The organism is Stenotrophomonas forensis (assembly GCF_028752115.1).
Classification (GTDB): Bacteria; Pseudomonadota; Gammaproteobacteria; order Xanthomonadales; family Xanthomonadaceae; genus Stenotrophomonas; species Stenotrophomonas forensis.
In genome coordinates this window covers 1,381,851-1,402,936 of sequence record NZ_CP082270.1, presented here as the reverse complement: position 1 = coordinate 1,402,936, position 21,086 = coordinate 1,381,851, and the positions used below count along the sequence as shown (strand labels likewise).

The 21,086-nt window shown below is 65.8% G+C and carries 20 protein-coding genes; 14 read left to right on the top strand and 6 right to left on the bottom strand.

The annotated features are described in order from the left end of the window. Positions 1–15: 15 nt before the first annotated feature. The 7 genes from K5L94_RS06615 to map all read left to right on the top strand — a co-directional run bounded on the left by K5L94_RS06615 (position 16) and on the right by map (position 5,752). Complete coding sequence (locus tag K5L94_RS06615; protein WP_053449159.1) at positions 16–732, top strand: MtnX-like HAD-IB family phosphatase; 717 nt, start codon at positions 16–18, stop codon at positions 730–732. A 65-nt stretch (positions 733–797) separates the two neighbouring features. Next, complete coding sequence (locus K5L94_RS06610) at positions 798–2,198, top strand: aspartate aminotransferase family protein (protein ID WP_006425764.1); 1,401 nt, start codon at positions 798–800, stop codon at positions 2,196–2,198. Between the two features lie 28 nt (positions 2,199–2,226). Next, the gene (locus K5L94_RS06605; RefSeq protein WP_053449158.1) at positions 2,227–3,291 is read left to right on the top strand and encodes a GNAT family N-acetyltransferase; all 1,065 of its coding nucleotides are present in this window, start codon (positions 2,227–2,229) and stop codon (positions 3,289–3,291) included. 3 nt (positions 3,292–3,294) lie between these two features. Beyond that, on the top strand, positions 3,295–4,179 hold the full coding sequence (locus tag K5L94_RS06600) for an arginase family protein (protein ID WP_053449157.1): 885 nt from the start codon (positions 3,295–3,297) through the stop codon (positions 4,177–4,179). A 142-nt stretch (positions 4,180–4,321) separates the two neighbouring features. Next, complete coding sequence (locus K5L94_RS06595; protein WP_049456145.1) at positions 4,322–4,681, top strand: bleomycin resistance protein; 360 nt, start codon at positions 4,322–4,324, stop codon at positions 4,679–4,681. 68 nt (positions 4,682–4,749) lie between these two features. After that, positions 4,750–4,962: a ParD-like family protein gene (locus tag K5L94_RS06590; RefSeq protein ID WP_006425741.1), complete on the top strand. Its 213-nt coding sequence runs from the start codon at positions 4,750–4,752 to the stop codon at positions 4,960–4,962. A 7-nt stretch (positions 4,963–4,969) separates the two neighbouring features. After that, positions 4,970–5,752, top strand: a complete 783-nt coding sequence (gene map, locus K5L94_RS06585) for a type I methionyl aminopeptidase (RefSeq protein WP_053451262.1) — start codon at positions 4,970–4,972, stop codon at positions 5,750–5,752. Here the strand turns inward: map and K5L94_RS06580 are convergent. Continuing rightward, complete coding sequence (locus tag K5L94_RS06580) at positions 5,749–6,363, bottom strand: LysE/ArgO family amino acid transporter (RefSeq protein WP_008267534.1); 615 nt, start codon at positions 6,361–6,363, stop codon at positions 5,749–5,751. The genes map and K5L94_RS06580 overlap by 4 nt on opposite strands. Before the next feature lie 105 nt (positions 6,364–6,468). Between K5L94_RS06580 and K5L94_RS06575 the strand changes: the two genes are divergently transcribed. From K5L94_RS06575 to K5L94_RS06555, 5 genes are all read left to right on the top strand, one after another. Beyond that, positions 6,469–7,362, top strand: a complete 894-nt coding sequence (locus K5L94_RS06575; RefSeq protein ID WP_274512311.1) for a LysR family transcriptional regulator ArgP — start codon at positions 6,469–6,471, stop codon at positions 7,360–7,362. Between the two features lie 78 nt (positions 7,363–7,440). Then, entirely contained in the window at positions 7,441–8,847 is a 1,407-nt protein-coding gene (locus tag K5L94_RS06570) for a TolC family protein (protein ID WP_053449155.1), read from the top strand. Then, positions 8,840–9,853: an HlyD family secretion protein gene (locus K5L94_RS06565; protein WP_274512310.1), complete on the top strand. Its 1,014-nt coding sequence runs from the start codon at positions 8,840–8,842 to the stop codon at positions 9,851–9,853. The genes K5L94_RS06570 and K5L94_RS06565 overlap by 8 nt, the downstream gene beginning before the upstream one ends. Then, positions 9,838–11,025, top strand: a complete 1,188-nt coding sequence (locus tag K5L94_RS06560; protein WP_274512309.1) for an ABC transporter permease — start codon at positions 9,838–9,840, stop codon at positions 11,023–11,025. Before K5L94_RS06565 ends, K5L94_RS06560 begins: the two co-directional genes overlap by 16 nt. Then, a complete protein-coding gene (locus K5L94_RS06555; protein ID WP_274512308.1) occupies positions 11,022–12,149 on the top strand; it encodes an ABC transporter permease in 1,128 nt (375 codons plus the stop codon). Before K5L94_RS06560 ends, K5L94_RS06555 begins: the two co-directional genes overlap by 4 nt. A 45-nt stretch (positions 12,150–12,194) precedes the next feature. On the opposite strand, the gene K5L94_RS06550 is transcribed toward K5L94_RS06555, so the two are convergent. The 3 genes from K5L94_RS06550 to K5L94_RS06540 form a co-directional block, all read right to left on the bottom strand. After that, complete coding sequence (locus K5L94_RS06550) at positions 12,195–13,571, bottom strand: hypothetical protein (RefSeq protein WP_274512306.1); 1,377 nt, start codon at positions 13,569–13,571, stop codon at positions 12,195–12,197. A 153-nt stretch (positions 13,572–13,724) separates the two neighbouring features. Further along, positions 13,725–14,093, bottom strand: a complete 369-nt coding sequence (locus K5L94_RS06545) for a glycine zipper 2TM domain-containing protein (protein ID WP_005415760.1) — start codon at positions 14,091–14,093, stop codon at positions 13,725–13,727. Positions 14,094–14,259: 166 nt separating this feature from the next. Next, a complete protein-coding gene (locus K5L94_RS06540; protein ID WP_274512621.1) occupies positions 14,260–16,482 on the bottom strand; it encodes a methyl-accepting chemotaxis protein in 2,223 nt (740 codons plus the stop codon). A 304-nt stretch (positions 16,483–16,786) separates the two neighbouring features. Here K5L94_RS06540 and K5L94_RS06535 point away from each other — a divergent pair, with 304 nt between their 5' ends. Continuing rightward, positions 16,787–17,179, top strand: coding sequence for a barstar family protein (locus K5L94_RS06535; protein WP_053449149.1), 393 nt, complete (start codon positions 16,787–16,789; stop codon positions 17,177–17,179). Between the two features lie 30 nt (positions 17,180–17,209). Here the strand turns inward: K5L94_RS06535 and K5L94_RS06530 are convergent, their stop codons facing one another. Both K5L94_RS06530 and K5L94_RS06525 read right to left on the bottom strand, forming a co-directional pair. Continuing rightward, positions 17,210–18,202: a glycosyltransferase family protein gene (locus K5L94_RS06530; protein ID WP_274512305.1), complete on the bottom strand. Its 993-nt coding sequence runs from the start codon at positions 18,200–18,202 to the stop codon at positions 17,210–17,212. Continuing rightward, complete coding sequence (locus tag K5L94_RS06525) at positions 18,202–19,479, bottom strand: O-antigen ligase family protein (RefSeq protein ID WP_274512304.1); 1,278 nt, start codon at positions 19,477–19,479, stop codon at positions 18,202–18,204. The genes K5L94_RS06530 and K5L94_RS06525 overlap by 1 nt, the downstream gene beginning before the upstream one ends. A 586-nt stretch (positions 19,480–20,065) precedes the next feature. Here K5L94_RS06525 and K5L94_RS06520 point away from each other — a divergent pair. Beyond that, on the top strand, positions 20,066–21,079 hold the full coding sequence (locus K5L94_RS06520; protein ID WP_144435271.1) for a type II toxin-antitoxin system PemK/MazF family toxin: 1,014 nt from the start codon (positions 20,066–20,068) through the stop codon (positions 21,077–21,079). Positions 21,080–21,086 lie beyond the last annotated feature (7 nt).

The following is a 21,086-nucleotide window of genomic DNA, read 5'->3' as shown; positions in this document are numbered from 1 at the left end:
TCGACGGACCTGCCCATGCACTGGAGCATCCTGTGTGACTTCGACGGCACCATCAGCCTCGAAGATGTCATCGACTCGCTGCTGGAGAAGTACGGCCAGCCGGGCTGGCAGGAACTGGAAGAACAGTGGAAGTCGGGAAAGATCGGCTCGCGTGAATGCATGCAGGGCCAGGTGCGGCTGCTGAAGCTGGACCCGGCCACGCTTGATGCGCACCTGGACCAGGTGCAGATCGATCCGGGCTTCACTGCCTTCGTCGCCCGCGCCGAGCAGCTGGGCCTGCCGCTGCGCATCGTCAGCGACGGCCTGGACTATGCGATCCACCGCATCCTCGCCAACCACGGCCTGTCGCGGCTGCCGGTGGTGGCCAACCACCTGCGCTGGTGCGAAGACCACTGGGAACTGGAATCGCCCTACCAGTCCGAAGGGTGCCGCAGCGGCACCTGCAAGTGCACCTGCGCTGCGCAGGCACGTGCCAACGAAGCACCGCGCGTGCTGATGATCGGCGACGGCAGTTCGGACTTCTGCGTGTCGGAGGATGCCGACTTCGTGTTTGCCAAGCGCCGCCTGATCACCCATTGCACCCATGCCGGCATCGAACATGCCGCGATCGATACCTTCCACGATGCCATCGCGCTGTTGCCGCGCCTGCTTGATGGCAGCCTGCTGCAGCCACGTCGCATCGACGCCAGCCCGCAGCCCACTGCACTGCCCCTGCTGCTGGCCACCGCCTGAGCACCTCCTTCCAGACCCGCTCCCCCGTTGCCCCCTTTCGAACGTCCTTCACGGAACCGAACTGCATGAACATTTTTGACAAGAATGCCGACGCCGCTGCCTCCGATGCGCAGCTGCTGGCCGACGAAGCCCGCTACAGCTCCTTCGGCGACACCGTCCACTACGTCGACCCGCCGAAGATCTTCCAGCGCGGCGAAGGCAGCTACATGTTCGATGGTGCGGGCGTGCCCTACCTCGACCTGCAGATGTGGTACTCGGCCTGCAACTTCGGCTACAGCAACAAGCGCCTGAACGATGCGCTGAAGGACCAGATCGACACCCTGCCGCAGGTCGCCAGCCAGTACCTGCACCCGACCCGCGTACAGCTGGCCAAGACCATTGCCGTGGACATGCACGAGAAGTTCGGCCTCGACGGCCGCGTGCACTTCAATGTCGGCGGCGCGCAGGCCATCGAAGACTCGCTGAAGATCGTGCGCAACGCGCGCGGCGGCAAGAGCCTGATGTTCGCCTTCGAAGGCGGCTACCACGGGCGCACCCTGGGTGCCTCGTCGATCACTTCCAGCTACCGCTACCGCCGCCGCTACGGTCATTTCGGCGAGCGCGCGATGTTCATCCCGTTCCCGTACCCCTTCCGCCGCCCGAAGGGCATGACCCCGGACGAGTATTCCGACCACTGCGTGTGGCAGTTCGAGCGCCTGTTCGAAAGCGAATACAACGGCGTGTGGGATCCCAAGGTCGGCCAGGCCGAGTACGCCGCGTTCTACGTCGAGCCGATCCAGGGCACCGGCGGGTACGTCATCCCGCCGCGCAACTTCTTCACCGGCCTCAAGCGCGTGCTGGACAAGTACGGCATCCTGATGGTCGTCGATGAAATCCAGATGGGCTTCTGGCGCACCGGCAAGCTGTGGTCGATCGAGCACTTCGGCGTGACCCCGGACGTGCTGGTGTTCGGCAAGGCGCTGACCAACGGCCTGAACCCGCTGTCGGGGCTGTGGGCGCGCGAAGAGCTGATCAACCCGACCGTGTTCCCGCCGGGCTCCACCCACTCCACCTTCAACTCCAACCCGCTGGGCACCCGCCTGGGCCTGGAAGTGCTGAAGCTGGGCAAGGAGATGGACTACGAGCGCACCGTGCCGGAAAAGGGCGCGTACTTCCTCGACGGCCTGCGTGGCCTGCAGAAGCGCCACCCGGAAATCGGCGACGTCGACGGCCTGGGCCTGGCCCTGCGTGCGGAAATCTGCCAGACCGACGGCTACACGCCGAACAAGGAACTGCTGGACCGCATGGTCGACATCGGCCTGGCCGGTGACCTGCTGCACGACGGCAAGCGCATGGGCCTCGTGCTCGACGTGGGTGGCTGGTACAAGAACGTGATCACCTTCGCGCCGTCGCTGGACATCAGCTACGAAGAGATCGACCTGGCGATCACCCTGCTCGACCAGGCGCTGACCAAGGCCAAGGGCTGAGGTCGATGCGCTGCCGGTTCCCGTGCCGATGGAGATGACGTCACGTGCGTCCAGCACTGCGCTGGAACCGGCCGCGCTGCTGGAGGGCTTCCTGGCCCACCCGCCGCTCGGATTCGAGGCAAGCCGCCTGCCCAGCGGCCTGCCGACCTTCCGTGCGCCGCTGGACCTGACCACCACGATGGACGACGCACTGCGCGGCAAGCTGCTTGGCCTGCCGCTGTCGCGCCTGTGGCGGCCCTGGATCACCTGGCAGACCCGCTTCGTCGGTGCCACCAGCACCGAGTACACCCCGCTGCCGGCGCACCTCGCGCCGGAGGCGCTGGCCGAGGACGTGACGCGTCACGCGATCGGCGATACCCGGCTGCTGGTGGTCAAGGACCTGGCGATCGATTCACCGCTGCTGGACGACGCCGCCAATGCACACAGCGGGGCCTTCCTGCAGGCGCTGCTGGCACGTGGCTTCGTTGAACTGGAAGGCATGCCGCTGGCCTGGGTGGCGATCGATTTCGATTCGCTCGACGGCTATCTCGGCCGCCTGTCGTCTTCGCGTCGCAAGAACATCCGGCGCAAGCTGCGCTCGCGTGATGACCTGCAGATCGACTGCATCGCCAGCGGTGATCCGGCGCTGGCGGACCCGCAGCTGCAGGCCGAACTGTATGCCCTTTACCTGGGCGTATATGCGCAGAGCGCGGTGCATTTCGACCAGCTCGACCTGCCCTACTTCCAGCACCTGCTGGCCGACAGCCAGGGCCAGGGGCGGATGTTCCTGTACCGCCACCAGGGCCAGCTGATCGGCTGGAACCTGTGCTACGTGCACGCCGGCAAGCTGGTGGACAAGTACATCGGCCTGGCCTACCCGCAGTCGCGCGAGCACAACCTGTACGCGGTCAGCTGGATGCACAACCTCGAATACGCGCTGCAGCACGGCCTGAGCCATTACGTGGCCGGCTGGACCGACTCGCGGATCAAGGCCGAACTGGGTGCGAGCTTCACTTCCACCCGGCATGCGATCCACGCGCGCTCACCGCTGCTGCGCGCCGCCCTGCGCAGGCTGGCGCCGCATCTGCAGGGCGAGCCTGATGGAGGCGGTTGAACGATGCCGTTGCGTTCCCCGCTGATCCTGGACCTGGATGGTGGCGTGCTGCCGCTGCCCCAGGCGCAGACCCTGGCCCTGCCGCAGTGGCACGATCCGCTGCGCTTCGCCTGCAGCAATGCCACGCTGGACCGCTTCGCCGCTGACGTGCTGGCCCCGCTGCCGGCCCAGCTCGGCACGGTCATGCTTGGCAGTGGCGATTTCCACCACCTCAGCCTGCCGCTGCTGCGGCGCATGCGCGCGCAGGCACCGTTCCAGCTGGTGGTACTGGACAACCACCCCGACAACATGCGCTTCCCGTTCGGCATGCATTGCGGATCGTGGGTGAACGCCGCCAGCAAGCTGCCGCAGATCTCGCATATCCATGTGCTGGGCATCACCTCCAGCGACATCGGCCTTGGCCATGCCTGGGAGAACCATTGGCGCCCCCTGCTGGGCGGTCGCCTCACGTACTGGTGCATGGACGTGGACGTGGGCTGGGGCCATCGCCTGGGCATGGGCCGCGCCTTCCGCCGTTTCGAACATCCCGAGGCACTGGTCGCTGCGTTCGCTGCCGAGCAGGCCAAGTCGCCGCAACCGACCTACCTGTCCATCGACAAGGATGTGTTCGCCGAGGACGTGGCCCGCAGCAACTGGGATCAGGGCCGTTTCCAGCTGGAAGACGCGCTGGTGGTGATCGAGGCGCTGCGCGCCGGCGGACTGGTCGGCAGTGACATCACCGGCGAAGTGTCGCTGGCCAACTACCGCAGCCGGTTCAAGCGCTGGCTGTCGTCGCTGGATGGCCAGCCCGACATCCCTGCCGACGATCTTCCCGTATGGCAGGCGCGCCACCAGCAGGTGAACCGCGAACTGCTGGCGGCGATGGCTACGGTGCCGACGGTCTGCTGACCGCTTGCGGTCGCGTCGGCTGCCGGCCGGCGTGGCTTCGGTAGTGCCGGCCGCTGGCCGGCAGCCTCATCGTTCCCGGGCTCAAAAGGATGCCGGCCAGCGGCCGGCACTACACTGGACGCCTACCCCCGGAGACGCCGCCATGCCCCAGACCGTCATCCCGCAGCTGCGCATGCGCCATGCCGACACCTCCCTGCCGTTCTACGTGCAGGGCCTGGGCTTCGTGGTCGACTGGGAACACCGCTTCGAACCCGGCTTCCCGCTGTTCGCCCAGCTCACCCGCGACGGCCAGACCCTCTTCCTCACCGAACACACCGGTGATTGCGAGGTCGGCGGCGCGGTGTACTTCATCGTCGAGGATGTCGATGCGCTGCACCGTGCCTTCAGCGCCGCGAACGTGCCGATCGAGCAGCCGCCGCATGACACCGAATGGGGCAGCCGCGAGATGCTGCTGCGTGATCCCGACGGCAACCGCCTGCGCTTCGCCACCCACGCAGACTGAACCCCAGCGGCTTGAGCCGAATATACGAAACATATATGCTTCGTATATCCACTACCCCAGGACCGCCGATGGGCATCGTCAACATCGATGACACCCTGCACGACCAGCTGCGCCGTGCCTGTACCGTCTCCAGCCGCTCGATCAACGCCCAGGCCAACTTCTGGATCCGGGTCGGCATGCTGTGCGAGATGAATCCCACGCTGAGCTTCCAGGACATCGTCGCCAGCGAACTGCGCGCGGCCGGCGTGCAGCCACAGGCGCTGGCGCCCGGGCGGGCCTGACATGGCGATGATCAAGCAGCCGCACGAAATCGCGCTGATGGCCGAATCCGGGCGCCTGCTGGCGCAGGTGTTCGCCGCGCTCGACCGGCTGCCGCTGCAGGGCCGCAGCACCATGGAAATCAACGATTTCGTCGAGCGCATGATCGTCGATGAACTGCAGGCAAGGCCGGCCAGCAAGGGCCAGTACGGTTTCCCGTATGTGCTCAACACCTCGATCGACAACGTGATCTGCCACGGCGTGCCCAGCACCACCGACGTGCTGCGCAACGGCCAGATCGTCAACCTCGACATCACCCTGGAGAAGAACGGCTACATCGCCGACTCCAGCACCACCTACCTGGTCGGTGAGGTCGACTATGCCGCGCGCCGGCTGGTGCAGACCACCTACCAGGCGATGTGGAAAGGCATCGCCACGGTGCGCCCCGGCGCGCGCCTGGGCGACATCGGCCACGCCATCGCCCGCCACGCGCGCAGCCATGGCTACAGCGTGGTGAAGGAATACTGCGGCCACGGCATCGGCCAGGAGATGCACGAGGAACCGCAGATCCTGCACTACGGTCATCCGAACACCGGCATGACACTGGAAGAAGGCATGGTGTTCACCATCGAACCGATGCTCAACCAGGGCAAGCCGGCCATCCGCCAGCAACCGGACGAATGGCCGGTGTATACGCGCGACGGCAAGCTGTCGGCGCAGTTCGAACACACCGTGGCGGTCACCGCCAGTGGCGTGCGCGTGCTCACCCTGCGCCCCGGCGAAGCGCCATTGTGTGCGGTGGATGCGGCCTAGAGCGGGCGCAACAGCAGCAGCGTGGCGAGGCAGAACATGAAGACCGCCACCCCTGCGTCCAGCACGCGCCACGCAGCCGGCCTGCGGAACACCGGCTGCAACAGGCGCGCGCCATAGCCCAACGTGCAGAACCAGGCCACGCTGGCCACGCAGGCTCCGGCGGCGAAGGCCCAGCGCAGATCGCCGGGGTAACGCGTGGACAAGCTGCCGAGCAGCACCACCGTATCCAGATAGACGTGCGGATTGAGCAGCGTGAACGCCAGGCAGGTCAACAGTACCTGGCGCCCGCTGCCACCCTGCGTCTCGGCGGCGGCCAAGGCACTGCCACCGTGCCAGGCGCGCAATCCGGCCTGCAGTCCATACCAGAGCAGGAACGCCGCACCGCCGAAGCGCAGCACCTGCAGCAGCAACGGCCACTGCTGCACCAACGCCCCCATGCCGCCAACGCCGGCCAGGATCAGCGCGATATCAGCGCCGGCACAGGCCAGCACCACCGTTCCGACATGGCGACGTTGCAGCCCCTGGCGCAGGACGAAGGCATTCTGCGCACCGATGGCGATGATCAGGCCGGCACCTGCGAACAGGCCGGCGGTGGTAGCGGCGATCCACATCAGGAAGGCCCAGGCAGCGAAGGGACGCGCAGGGTGCGGCCATTGCCGCGTTAAGACAATCTGATTTTTCTTTATCCTGTGCAGAAAAACTGAAGGGGCGCCTGCATGGATCTGGTACATCCGCAACTGGCCGCGTTTGCCGCGGTGCTGGAGGAAGGCAGCTTCGAGGCTGCGGCACGCCGCCTGTCGATCAGCCCCTCGGCGCTGTCGCAGCGGATCAAGGCCCTGGAGGACCGGCTCGGCCAGGTACTGCTGGTCCGCCAGGCGCCGTGCCGCCCCACCGCGGCCGGGGAGGCCCTTCTGCGCCGGGTTCGCCCGATGCAGGCACTGGAGGCCGAGGCCTTGGCCGAACTGCTGCCCGAGCGTGGCAGCGACGCTGCGCGCACGCCGATCCCCTTGGCGGTCAACGACGACTCGCTCGATACCTGGTTCGTGCCGGCCATCGCCGAACTGCACCAGCGCCACGGCTACCTGTTCGACCTGCGCATGGATGACCAGGACCACACCCTGCAGCTGCTGCGCGATGGCAGCGTGCTCGGCGCGGTCACCGCCGAAGGCCAACCGGTGAAAGGCTGCAACGTGCATCCGCTCGGCGCCATGCGCTACCACGCCATCGCCTCGCCCGGCTTCGCCCGCCAGTACTTCAGCGATGGCATGCAGGCCGCCGCCTTGGCACGCGCACCGATGCTGGTGTTCAACCGCAAGGATGAACTGCAATGGCGCTTCGTGCGGCGGCTGACCCGCGCGCGCCTGCAGCCGCCGCTACACTACCTGCCCTCCTCCACCGGTTTCGTCGAAGCCGCAGCGTGCGGACTGGGCTGGGGCATGGCTCCGGAAACCCTGGTCGCGCCCGCCGTGCATGCCGGCCGCGTGGTGGTACTGGAACCCCGCCGCTGGCTGGATGTGCCGCTGTACTGGCAGCATGCCGCCGTGCGCTCAAGCACGTTGCAGCACATCACCCAGGCGCTGCGCAGCGCGGCCAGCGGCACCCTTCGCTGAGGACCACACGATGACCGCAGACCCGGGCTTCACACCGCGCGCACTACCGTTTGCGCACTTCTTCACCATTGGGACGGCATGGGCGTGATCGGCCGACGTACAAGGATGCTCCGCGCAAAGGCCGCGCTGGCGCTGACGCTGGCAACCTGCCTGCCCATCACTGCGTCGGCGCAGTCCATCACCGACGCACCGGCTTTGGACTGGGAACAGGCACGGCAGCGCCTGGAACAGGTCTCCGATGCGCTGGCCGCCGCCGACGCCGCCGTGCGCAACAAGCAGGACCTGCAGGACGCCACCCGCCTGCTGCGCCTGCCGGAGATCACCGGCGAAGTGCGCCGCCTGCAGTTCCAGAAGACCCTGACCCTGCCGCTGGGTTCACTGGCGCCGGTGGCCGAAGCCTTCGGCATCGACTCGCCGCTGTCGTTCACCGAACGCGACTGGCGCACCCGCCCGGTGGTGACTGCGGTGCTGCCGCTGTACACCGGCGGGGTGATCCCTGCTGCACAGCGCGCCGCCAGCGCCGCCCATGAACAGGCCAGCGCCGAGCGCGAGGCGCAACGCCAGTCACTGACCGTGCAGCTGGCACAGGCCTATTTCGGCCAGCGCCTGGCCGAACAGGCCGTGGAGGTGCGCCGCGATGTGCGCGATGGCCTCAACCGCCACTTGTCCGACGCCGAGAAACTGGAGCGCGAGGGCTTCGCCACCCGCGCCCAGCGCCTGCAGGCCACCGTGGCCCGCGACAAAGCCGAGCGCGAGTACCAGAAGACGGTGAACGACCTGGCCACCTTGAAGGCCGCGCTGTCCACCCTGCTGCGCAGCGGCGGTGAGGTGCAGCCGGTATCACCGCTGTTCGTGCAGCGCGCGCCGCTGGAGCCGGTCGCCCGCTTCGAACGCACCGCGCAGGCCCGCCAGCCGCAGATCGCGCGCCTGCGGGCGATGGTGGCGCAGGCCGAACAGGGTGTGCGCGTGCAGCAGGCCAAGCTAAAGCCGCAGATCTTCGCCTTCGGCCAGTACGACTTCCGCCGCCGCGACGAAATGCTGACCGATCCGGACTGGGCCTTCGGCATCGGACTGAAGTACACCTTCCTGTCGCCGAACTCGCGGCCGGCGCAGATCAGCGCCGCGCGTGCGCAGCAGGAGCAGGCCGAAGCGGGCCTGCGCGAAGCCGAGAACCAGGTTGCACTAGGCGTGCGCAAGGCCTGGAACGAACTGGAGACCGCCCGCCAGCAGTTCGTGCTGCTCGACAGCAGCATTGCCCAGGCACAGGAAAACCTGCGCCTGCAGGAGCTGGCGTTCCGCGAAGGCCAGGCCACCTCGCTGGATGTGATCGACGCGCGGCTCGGCCTCGGCGGTGCCCGCGTCGAGCGCGCACAGGCCGCCTACCAATACGATGTTGCACTGGCACAGCTGCTGGAGGTCAGTGGACAGATGGACCGTTTCGAAGAGTTCCGGCGGCGTGCGGACGAGGTGATCGACCATGAGTGATGTGCTGCACGACGATGCGACGACGCCCCCCGGAAAGCGCCGGCTGGGACCCATCCTGATAGGGGTGCTGCTGGTGGTGGTGGTGCTGGGCCTGTGGCTGGCCTGGCGCAGCCCGGCCGACCAGATCCAGGGCATGGCCGATGCGGACACGATCAACGTGGCCGCCAAGATCACCGCGCGCGTGGCCGAACTGAAGGTGCGCGAAGGCGACCGCGTGCAGTCCGGGCAGGTGCTGTTCCTGCTCGACAGCCCCGAGGTGGCCGCCAAGGAACAGCAGGCACACGGCGCCCTGGCCGCCGCGCAGGCGGTGGCCGACAAGGCCGATGAAGGCGCGCGCAGCGAGGACATCCGCGCCGCCGAAGCCAACTGGAAGCGCGCCGAAGCCGGTGCGACGCTGGCCGAGGCCACCTACCAGCGCGTGCAGAACCTGTTCAACGAAGGGGTGATGACCCGGCAGAAGCGCGATGAAGCACATGCCCAGGCCACCAGCTCGCGCGAACTGGCGCGTGCCGCGCGCGCGCAGTACGACATGGCGCTGTCTGGCGCACGCGAGCAGGACAAGCGCGCCGCGCAGGGCCAGGTGCAGCAGGCGCAGGGCGCGGTGGCCGAAGTCAACGCCGCGCGCGCCGAAGTGGAAGGGCGCGCCCCGGTCGCGGGCGAGATCAACAAGCGCATGGCCGACCCGGGTGAACTGGTGCCGGCCGGCTATCCGGTGTTCACCCTGGTCGACATCGACCGCATGTGGGTGGCGATGAACCTGCGCGAATCGCAGATGCAGGGCCTGAAGGTCGGCAGCAAGCTGCGTGGCAGCGTGCCGGCGCTCGGCCAGGACGGCGAGTTCGAGGTCTACTTCATCAACCCCGCTGGCGATTACGCAACCTGGCGTACCACCCGCCAGTCGTCCGGCTACGACGTCCGCAGCTTCGAGGTGCGGGTGCGCCCGGTACGCCGCATCGAGGGCTTCCGCCCCGGCATGAGCGTGCTGTTCGCATGGCCCCAGCACTGAGCCCTGATGGCGGCGGCTTCGCCGCTTCCTGGCGGCGCGAGCTGCGGTCGTTGCGCGGCAACCGTGCCGACCTGATGCTGGTCACCGTGCTGCCGCTGCTGATGCTGGTGGTGATGGCATGGATGTTCACCCCCTCGGTGATGCGCGACATCCCGATCGCCGTGGTCGACCTCGACCACAGCAGTGACAGCCGCCTGCTGCTGCGCATGCTCGATGACAGCCCGGGCGTGCGCATCGCCAGCCAGCCAGCCGACATCGAGGACGCACGTTCGCAGCTGCGTCGCCTGGACGTGTTCGCGATCGTGCTGGTGCCGCGCGACGTTACCCGGCAAGCGCTGCGCGGGCGCCAGGGCACGGTGTTCGCCTATTACAACGCCACCTACATGACCACAGGCCAGTCCGCCGCGCGTGATATCGGCGATGCGGTCTCGGCCTGGAACGCACGCCTGCTGCGCGAGCGCATCGGCCTGCAGGTCGGCCCGGGCAAGCTGCGTGCGGCACCGATCGCGGTGCAGTCGGACATCCTCTACAACCCGGCACGCAGCTACGAGCTGTTCCTGCTGCCGCTGATCTTCCCGGCGGTGCTGTCGCTGGTGCTCGCGCTTGCCGTAGCCGGCAGCCTTGGCCGCGAGATCCGCGATGGCACCCTGCCCGACTGGCTGCGCCGCACGCCGTGGGCCGCCATCGCCGGCAAGGCTGCACCGTACATCCTGCTGTTCTCGCTGTACGGTGCGCTCGGGCTCGGCTACCTGGCCTGGCTGCGCGGTGATGGCGTGGCCGGCAGCGTGCTCCTGCTGCTGCTCGCACAGCCGCTGTTCTACCTGGCCACGGCCGCCTACGCGTTGTTCTTCGTCGGCGTCACCCGCGACATGGGCACCGCGCTGTCCGCAGTCGGCCTCAGCATCGGCACCGCATTGGCGTTCTCCAGCGCCACCTTCCCGGTGCTGGACGGCCCCCTGTTCACCCGCATCTGGCATCAGCTGCTGCCGCTCAGTGCCTACATCAAGCTGCAGACCCAGCAACAGTTCATCGGTTCACCGCTGCTGGTTTCGCTGTGGCCGTTGGCCACGCTGCTGCTGATGTCGGTGGTGGCCGGCGGCATCGGTGGCCTGCGCCTGATCGCCTTCGCGCGTACGCCTGACGCTGCGCAGCCGGCGAGGGCCGACGCATGAGCACGCTCTGGCGCAGCCTGCGGCAGACCCTGATGGCGGTGCTGTGCGACCGCTATGCGATCGTGGTGATGGTCGGCGCGGTGATCCTGTATTCGTTCTTCTACCCGGCGGCGTACCGCCACCAGGTGGCCGGCAACCTGCCGGTGCTGGTGGTGGACGAAGACCACAGCGCCACCAGCCGCGAACTGCTGCGAAAGCTGGACGCGCTGCGGGTCGCACGCGTGGTCGGGCAACCGGCCGACATCGACAGTGCGCGCCAGCAGCTGGAAGCCGGCCATGCCGAAGGCATCGTGCTGATTCCGGCCAACCTGGAGCGCGACATCCTGCGCGGCCACCCGGCCAAGCTGGTGCTGCTCGGCAACGGCGCCTACCTGGGCCGCGCCAGCTGGGTGCTGGGCAGCGTGGCCGATGCACTGGGCGCGTTCGGGCGCGACGCGGCGGTCGGGCAGGCGGCCTTCATGGGCGCACCGCAGGCACCGCCGGTCACCCTGGTGCAGCGCCCGCTGTACAACACCCAGGAAGGCTACGGCAGCGCCATCGTCCCCGGCGTGGCCGAACTGATCGTGCACCAGACCCTGCTGATGGGCATCGGCGTACTGCTGGGTGGCCGTCGTCTCGCGCTCGGCCGGCGCCTGCGCTTCGATCTGCCGACCCTGGGCGGCATGGTACTGGGCTTCGGCCTGATCGGCCTGTTCGGCCTGTTCTACTACGCCGGTTTCACTGCCTGGGTGCAGGACTATCCACGCGGTGGCAATCCTCTGGGCCAGCTGCTGGGCGGCACCCTGTTCATCGCCGCGACGGTGGCGTTCGGCCTGTTCGTCGGCAGCTTCTTCCGCACCCGCGAACGTGCGTTCCAGTACATCATCGCCACCTCCATCCCGCTGTTCTTCCTGGCCAACCTGTCCTGGCCGGCAGTGATGACCCCACGCCCGCTGGTGTGGCTGGCGCAGCTGCTGCCAACCACCTCGGGCATCAACCTGATGGTGCGCCTGAACCAGATGGACGCCCGCCTGGCCGAAGTCAGCCACGAACTGATCACCCTCAGCATCCTGCTGCTGCTCTACGGCAGCCTCGCCGCCTGGCGCCTCCTCGCAAAAAAGGGGACGGAGGGGATTAAGTCGTAAGCGGCCGGATTGGCGGATTGCGACTTAATCCCCTCCGTCCCCTTTTCAGGGGTCTGGCGCGTACCAGAACGGGATGCGGTACTCGCGACGTCGCTCCGGGCCGCGTTCGCCACCTTCGGCATTCCAGACCAGATTCAGATCATGCCGACCGGGTACCAACCCCGCCATCGGCAGGTATCCGACCAAGCCGCGCATGTCGACATCACGGCGTTCCATCGGCATGAACTCGTGCAGGTCGACCGGCGCGCCATCCAACTGCACCAGCCACAGCCGCGACAGGCACTCCACCGCCGCACTGGCAGCCTGCGCGCCTACGGCTTCGTTGCGCGCCCCGGGCAGCGCACTGCAATGCTGGCGTGCCAACGGGTTGTCGCGCTGGGGACGATGCGGAATGAACACGCGCAGGCGCGAACCGGTGATCGTGTCGGAGGGAATCATCGGGTACGCCAACAGCTGATCGTGTGCCGAGCGCATCGACTCGTAATGCGCGCTCAACATGCCGTGTTCGACAGCCTCGTCAGTCATCACCTGGTAACGGTTGAACAGCGAAAACTTCACCGAACCCAGTACCTGGACGGCTCCCAGCACCATGGCCACCACCACGGCGAGCAGATAGACCGCCATGAATGAACGCGAGCGCAGGTTGCTCTGCAGGGTCAGCTGCATCGTCTGCATCTGGCGCAGCAGGGGAATCCGCTGCAGGCCCGCCAGGAAGCGCTGCAGCCAGTGCTGCAGGCCCTCATGGGCCTGGTTGCGCCGCTGCCTACGCGCAATGACGCGCTCCAGCAGCGCGGGCACCAGCGCGAGTGCAAGCAAGCCGGTCAGGACGCTAATGACCACGATCATGACAACACGTTCTGAACCGCCGGCAAGCGCACTGATCGCCATCGCCACGCACAGCGTCAGCACGGCCATCACCAGCGTTCCGGCCAGCGTCTGCACGGCCAACAGCGTGGTGGAGAAGAGCATGGTGGCCAAACGATCAGCGCGCTCGATGCTGCCATCCAGGCCACCGTCGCGGGCCTTGAGGAAGGCGCGCGATACCGGGCCCATCTGCGGAAGCCGTTGCCAGTCGATGCCCTTGGGGAAGTGCGATTTCAGCCCGATCAGGCCTATCCAGTAGCCGCGCACGGTCAGGTGCGCGATCAGCGCCACTGCCAACACGTAGCACATGCCCACGCTGATGCTGAAACCAAACCACAGCAGTTGGAAGTAAATGCCTTCGGTATGCAGGCTGCTGCGCGCCCAGGCATCGAACAGATAGCCAGGAACCGCCAACAGTGCAAACGCCAGCAGGCCGGAAATGAACAATTCGAGCTCGTCGGTACGCTCACGCAGTCGGCCGAAGCGCGCTGTCGCTTCCAGTACTGGATCGACCTCGGCAACCGGCGTGTGCGACTCAGTCAGGGGTGATTCGTTCACATTGCGTTCATCCATTGAAGTCGGCGCAGTATAGACACCGCGCTGCAGCCCGCGATACAGGGCCGTTCAACGACGAACGCCGGCACAGGGCCGGCGTTCGAGGACATGCGTACTGCGAAATCCTGTGGAAGGAAGCGCTACCGGTGCAGACAATCAGCGGTAAACACGCTCGCAGCGGCGTTCGACCACGCGATCACCGTTTTTCTGCTGGCTGTTGCCCTGGATCTGCCGGCCCGCGGCGCCACCGGCGACGGCACCGGCGACGGTGGCCAGCTTCTTGCCGTTGCCGCCACCCACCTGGTTGCCGAGCAGGCCACCAATCACCGCACCGGTGGCTGTACCGGCAATACGGTTGGGGTCACGCGAATTGCGTTGCACTTCCACGTTCTTGCAGACCACGCGGCTGCCATCGTTGAACTTGCGCCCTTCATCACGCGGCCCGTAGGTCTGTGCGCCTGCAACCGAACTGGCCGCCAGCAGCGTGCCCAGCACAAGCAGTCGAGTCGAGGTCTTCATGGCCATCTCCTGAGGTCCGGTATGCCGCAAGTGTCCTCCCACGGCTGGCAACCGGAAGTGAAATGGACGTATGCGCGGCGACATCGGCCATCGCCCGTTCAGGAAAAAAATCCGCGCCCATCGCGACCAGCCATCGCGATGGGCGCCGTCTCCCTGCCGGCATGCCGCCCTTCTAGAACTCCTGCCAGCCACCCGCGTTGGCGGCCAGCGTCGAATCGATGCGGGGCGAAAGAACCGTCGGCCTGCGCACCGGAGCCACCGAAGCCGCGACGGCCGCCAACGCAGGCCGTACCACCGCCGCAGCCGTGGCGGCGCCGGTGCGGAACACCGACACCGCTTCAGCCAACAGGTTGGCCTGCTCTTCCATCGAGCGTGCCGCAGCGCTGGCCTCTTCCACCAATGCCGCATTCTGCTGGGTGGTCTCGTCCATCTGCACCACGGCCTGGTTGACCTGCTCGATGCCCGAACTCTGCTCCTGCGAGGCGGCGGAGATATCGGCCATGATGTCGGTCACCCGCTGCACCGAGGCCACGATCTCGCCCATCGTGGTGCCTGCCTGGCGAACCAGTGCCGACCCATCGGCCACCTTGCCGACTGAGTCCTCGATCAGGCCCTTGATCTCCTTGGCGGCACCGGCCGAGCGCTGCGCCAGCGTGCGCACCTCGCTGGCCACCACCGCAAAGCCCCGGCCCTGCTCACCGGCACGCGCCGCTTCCACCGCGGCGTTCAGCGCCAAAATGTTGGTCTGGAATGCGATGCCATCGATCACCGAGATGATCTCGGCAATCTTCTTCGAGGCGGCTTCGATGGCGGACATCGTGGTCACCACCTGGCCGACCACCTCCCCGCCCTGCGAGGCGACACCATGCGCGCCGATGGCAAGCTGGTTGGCCTGCCGTGCGTGTTCGGCATTCTGCTTCACGGTGGAGGTCAGTTCCTCCATCGACGCGGCCGTTTCCTCCAGATTCGCGGCCTGCTGCTCGGTGCGCCGCGACAGGTCGGTGTTGCCCGAGGCAATCTCGCCTGCAGCCAGGTTGATGCTGGATGCACTGGCCTGGATGCGGCCAACGATCTGCTTGAGCTGATCGACGGTGGCATTGCAGTCATCGCGCATGCGGGCGAACACACCATGGAAGTCACCTTGCATGCGTACGGTCAGGTCGCCTCGCGAGATGGCCTGCAACAGGGTCGACACCTGCACCAGGTTCTCATCGGTGGTCTGCATCAGCTGGTTGAGCCCGGCCACCATGTCGCGGAAATCGTAGGCGAAGCGGTCCTCATCGCCGCGCAGGCTGAAATCACCCGCCGCAGCTGCGGTCGCCAGCCGGCGGATCTCGCTGTTGATCGCCGACAGGCTGCTCTTGGTTTCATCCATTGCCTGGGTGATCGCCGCCTTCTCGCCCGGCAACGGGTCCATGTCCACCGACAGGTCACCGCGGGCATAGTGCTTCATCACTTCGATCAGCCGGTTCTGCACCTGCACGTGCGAACCAACCAGCGCATTGGTTTCGTGCACCATCCGCCCGAAGTCGCCGGGGAACGCGCTCTCATCCATGCGGTAGCTGAGGCTGCCGGCGTCATGCTGGCGGGCCAGCTCGCCCTGCGCCGCCATCACCGCCTGTACCTGCATCTGCATGCGTTGCATCGACCTGAGCAGCTGGGTCACCTCATCGTTGCCCGACGCATCGATGACGTTGTCCAGGCGGCCACCGGCGATGCCATCAGCCAGCTTCACCGCCCCCTCCAGCGGACGGGTCAGGCTGCGGGTGATCGCCCAAGCCGCCAGCGAACCCAGTATCAGGCTCAGCACGCCGAACGCGATCGACAAGGTGCCGGTCCAGGCCTCCGTGCTGCGATATTCCTGGCGGCTGCGCTCGGTCAGTGTCTCTTGATGCCGCAGCAGCGTCGAGATGGATTCGTTCCAGGCCGTGGCCAGCCCGTGCTCGGCCAGCAGCTCTTTGGCAGCGCCGTCGAAATCCCCAGCCTTCATGCGCTCGTGCAGATGCTGGGTGGAGGCGTCGGTCGCCTTGCGTGCCGCGTCGATTTTCGCAACCAGCGCATCGCCGGTGGCGTCACGCGGAATCTTGATGTACCTGGCCCAGATGCCGTCGTAGGTCTGCGACAGTTCCTGTGCCTTCTGATAATCCTTGTCGAAATCCTCGCCACGCTTGATCACCATCAGCCGCCGATGCATCAGCACGGCATTGTTGGTATCGAGCATGTCATTCAGCAGCCGCATCTTCACCATGTTGACGTCCACCACTTTCTCGAACTGGGCGGACTTGAGCTGGTTTCCGTACAGCACCAGGCCAACGATGGCCATGATGAACAGCAGCAGCAAACCAAAGCCGGCGCCCAGCCGGGATCCCACTCGGAGGTTGCGTAAGGCGAGCATCTCAATTCCCTTGATCATGGCCGTACGATCGATGGCGGCGCAGGCAAGGGAAACTTTATGGGAGTTTATATTTGGAACGATCCAATAATATTGAACAGGCAGAATGGACCCGCCCCCATACCGCCCCCCCATCGCCCTTTGGCTGACGATGACATGCCAGCGCAGCATTGAAATCACGCCGCATTGACAGTTTCTCCCCGGTATATCCATCCAGCATCCATTGATAATCAGCAGCGGACACCACCGTTCCGGATCGGGCTGCCAGTGCATGCAGCCGTTACCGGCGAACGGCTACAGTTGCGGCATGTCCCTGGTCCTGCACATCGACGGCGCATCCATCAACGACATCGCCAGCCTGTACGCGGAAATCAACCGTGTGTTCATGGCCAGCGAGAACTGGCAGCTGGGAGCAAGCCTGGACGCGCTTGATGACCTGCTGTGGGGTGGCTATGGCGTGCTCGCCGGCCACTCCGCCGCGACCGTCGTCTGGCACGACATCGCGCATAGCCGCAGTGTATTGGGGCGGGACGCCACGCATGCGTGGCTGCGGTCAAAACTCGATCAGCCCGGCACCTTCAATGTCGCGGCCATCAACGAGCAGATCGCGGCGCTGGAGCACCGCCAGGGACAGACGTACTTCGAGATCGTGATGGAGATCTTCGACGGGCATCCGCAGATCACCCTGGTCGCTGCCTGAGCGCGCTGCGGCAACGCCGCGTGCCGGGCTTCAGAATTCCGCCAGGGCCTCACCCAGGCGCAATGGGAACGCAACCTCGCTGGCCAGATGCCATGCGCGTGCATTGGCACCGAGCCGGGTGCATTCGGCCTCATCCATCGCCAGTGCACGCTCGACGGCCTGCTCCAGCGCTGTCTCGTCCACATGCCAGGTCCTGGACAGGTGGCAGGGCGCGCCCTCGTGAGCCGCCACCAGAAGACCGCGGCTCTCATCGATCATCTGGTTCATCGGCGCGCCATCGCAGGTGATCACCACCGCCGCGCAGCTCATCGCTTCGACCAGGTAGTGGCCCCAGCCCTCGGTCTGCGACAGGCACAGGTGGAACACATGCTCGTTCTGCAGGCGCTGCACCTCTTCATCGGGCAGGCGCTCGCGGACGATCCGCAGGTTTGCCGCCCCACCCTCGTCTTCGTCCGAAGGCCCACCACGCAGGACGGTCAGCAGGGGCCATTCCGGGTGCCGCTTCCAGACCTTCACCAGGGTCGCCGTACCCTTCATGCGGCTGCTGCCTGCGGCATGCAGGAAGCTGCGGGGCTTGCGCGGCACCGAAGCGTCGTAGCGGTCGCGGCTGCAGAAGCCCACTTCCAGCGCGCGCATGCCCAGCGCAGTGAAGATGCGCGTGGCGTCCTCGGTCTTGGTCAGCAGGGCATCGAATCGCGGCAGGATGCGGAGGCTGCGCGCAGATACCCATTCCGGATTCGGGATCAGCAGATTGACCTCGGCCAGGCCAAAACTGGCCGGCCGTACGTGCTCCAGCGAGATGTTGATATCGAATCGCGCCGGCTTCCGCCCCAGGCTCAGCCACGACGCCAACAGGCGGCGCAGGCGCAACCGGCGCAGTTTCCACGCCCCGCCATTGCGTACCGCATCGAGGCGGCTGATGGTCACCTCATGCCCGAGCTGTCGCAGCGAGCGCTCGATCACCTGGATGTCATGGCTCAAGCCGCGCTGGTTGTCGGCCGCCAGCAGGTGAACATGCGCCATCAGTGCGAACTCCCGTCCCGGCGCAGGTCGCGGACCGGCAACGCGGTCGCCAGGACGAAGCCCAGCACCAGGTAGAAATAGAACGAATGCGGCATTGCCCGATAGAACACGTTGTCGGTGAACGCCGAGAGCGCGTAGACGATGACCACGGCAAGGCCGGCGGTGGCGACCATCGCCGTGGTTTCATCGGCATGGCCGATCCGCCGCACGAAATGAATACCCGGCAGGATGAAGATCAGCAGCATGATCAGCAACAGCGGCACGCCACCGGTCACTGCCGCTTCCAGGTACTCGTTGTGGGGATGGTTGTAGCGAGAGATCGCGTCGGACACCTCGCCGCGCGCAATGCCCTCGCGCGCATAGGTACCAAACTGGTTCAAGCCCACCCCGGTCAGCGGGTGCTCGGCAATGGCGTCGACCGCCACGCCCCACATCGCGATGCGCTCACGCACCGAACCCACTTCGTTGTGCTGGTTGAAGCCGGCGATCTCGCCACTGACCTCACCGAAGCGTTGGATGACCTGATGGTTGAGCACCGTGGTGGCACCGAGCACGCCGATGACCAGGGCGCCGACGAAGGCCAGCGGGCCACGCCAGCGCCGGGTACGCCACACGTGCACCGTCATCACCATCAGCATCGCCGGAATGAAGGCCAGGATCGGCCCCCGGCTCTGCGCCAGGATCGAGCCGTAGACGCCCACGGCAACGGCAACCCCATGCAGGCAGCGCTCGGCCGGATGGACGTTCGGCTGGATCAACCGGATGACCGAGAACAGCGCCATGCACAGCGTGACCATCGTGAACTCGATGGCCGTCCATTCGCCACCACTGAAACCATAAGCACGTTCCAACCCCATCACGTGGTGCTGCACGATGCATGAGCCACCGAACACAAGGGTGGAGAGCGCGAACAGAGTCCAGATCAGGCGCCAGTCCAGCACGGCGGCGAACACCGCGGCCGTACCCAGATAGAGCAGCATCTGCGCGGGCAGGTCCAGCTCGCTCCAGCGCAGGTCGTGCCAGGCGATGCTGAAGAAGGCAAAGGCCAGGCGCAGCAAACAGGCGATCACGATGAAGCGCGCGATGCGGTAGCGCAGGCGGACATCCGGCTGGCGACGGATCAGCACCACGCCGGTGACCAGCAGGGCCAGCAGCAGCACGGCCTTCAACAGGTTGTACGACGCAGATCCGGCAAGCGGGACAACGGCAACCAGCGTACTCAGCAGGGCGATGCGCCAGTAATGGCGAGGTTCGGCGGCCATGCAGGCTGCAGTCATGCGTGTTCTTTCCATCAACGCCCGCCCGGGGATGAATTGCCCCGGTTTCCATGGAGGCCGATTGGCGGGAATCGCCGGGGCCGACACTACCGTGGCCCTCCATGGAAATCAACCAAACCACCCCTGTCGTTGGCGCCCAGACAGCCCCGGCGCGCGCGCCCCGCCCGGTGGATCAGGGCGGGGATCATCGACCCGCCCAGGCCGTTACACTAACTGTTCTTCCGGCCCTGCCCCGCAAGGCCTCGCCCAGACGCCCTGCCCAGACGCGAACCGCTCCAAGTGACTGATACGAAAGACAACACCAGCAACGCCAAGGCGTCCAAAGAACACACCCCGCTGATGAAGCAGAACGACTAAAAGAAGATTTTAGTCACCAAGAGCCTTGTGCAGCAAGGATCTCGAACATCGCCAGCGAAATCTGCGCTTCGTCGCAACATCGCCGCAACAGCAACTGTTCGGCCCTCTAGTATCCTATTTGAGGAGCTGCTCGCATGAAGCCGCCCTTGGCCAAGCCATTCGTCAGCGTACGCCATAGCAATCACGGTTCTTGGGCAAATTTCCAACAGGTCACATACTAGGCGGGTTCGTGTCGAGCATTCTTGTTAGCTACATTGAGCGCAGGCTAGATCAGGCGCAGAACGAAACCTTTCATGCGCTCGGTAGCGAGTCTCTTGATGGAATTTCTGAAGTGTTACTCCCTCGGAGCGAACACGACCGCACGATCTACTTCGTTAAGAAGTTCTACGGCCATGACTGCTATCAGTGGCTTGTACATTCGGTTGAACCAACAGCCCCCACCACCACGACCTGCGCGGCCTATAAGGTTGTGCTCAATGCGCCTCCCAGTTCGGGCGCTACAGAGTACCTCCACCAAACCCTAAACAAGGGCACGCGACGTAGTCTTTCAAGCACCGTTCGGCCTGGCAACCTAGTGGAAGTCGATTACGGTCATGAGCTGACCATTGGGCGGAGCGACGGCGAGCTGCGATCAAACAAGCGATACAGCGACACCATCCAAAACGGCGAAATGCACAAACGCCGCTTAGCCGTCGTGGTGAGCACCTCCCGTCGAACGACGTTACAAGTGGTTCCGATCACGTCTCAGGAGCCAGCGACAACCGACAAGACGACGTTCGAGTTGTCAGACGAGACACTGAAGCAACTGAAGTTCTACGGCAATTCGGGAAAACGAAGTTGGGCGATCGCCAGCATGATCGAAACAGTGTCGACGCGCCGCGTCTTGCCACCCGTTTCGTACTACGAGGGACGTGGTGGCGTGCGATCCGGACGAGACACCAACTACAGCGTCTCGCTGTCCAGCTCCGAAACGCGCTCACTAAAGGAGGCGCTGCTCCATTCGATCAGTGTACGTGACTACTACGAGAACCAGAGTGCCCTCGCTAACGCCAAGGCGAGGATCAGCGTGTTGGAACCACTGTCCGACCGGGTAAATGAACTTGAAGCCCAACTCCTGACCTTGCAGGCGGAAACCGAGCACCTCCGCCTATGCAAGGAGGTTGCGGACATGTGGGCCACAAACATGAACCTTGACCTTCTGGACGAGGTAGATATGCTGAGGGCGCTCTACAGTGGCCGCTAGGCCCTCC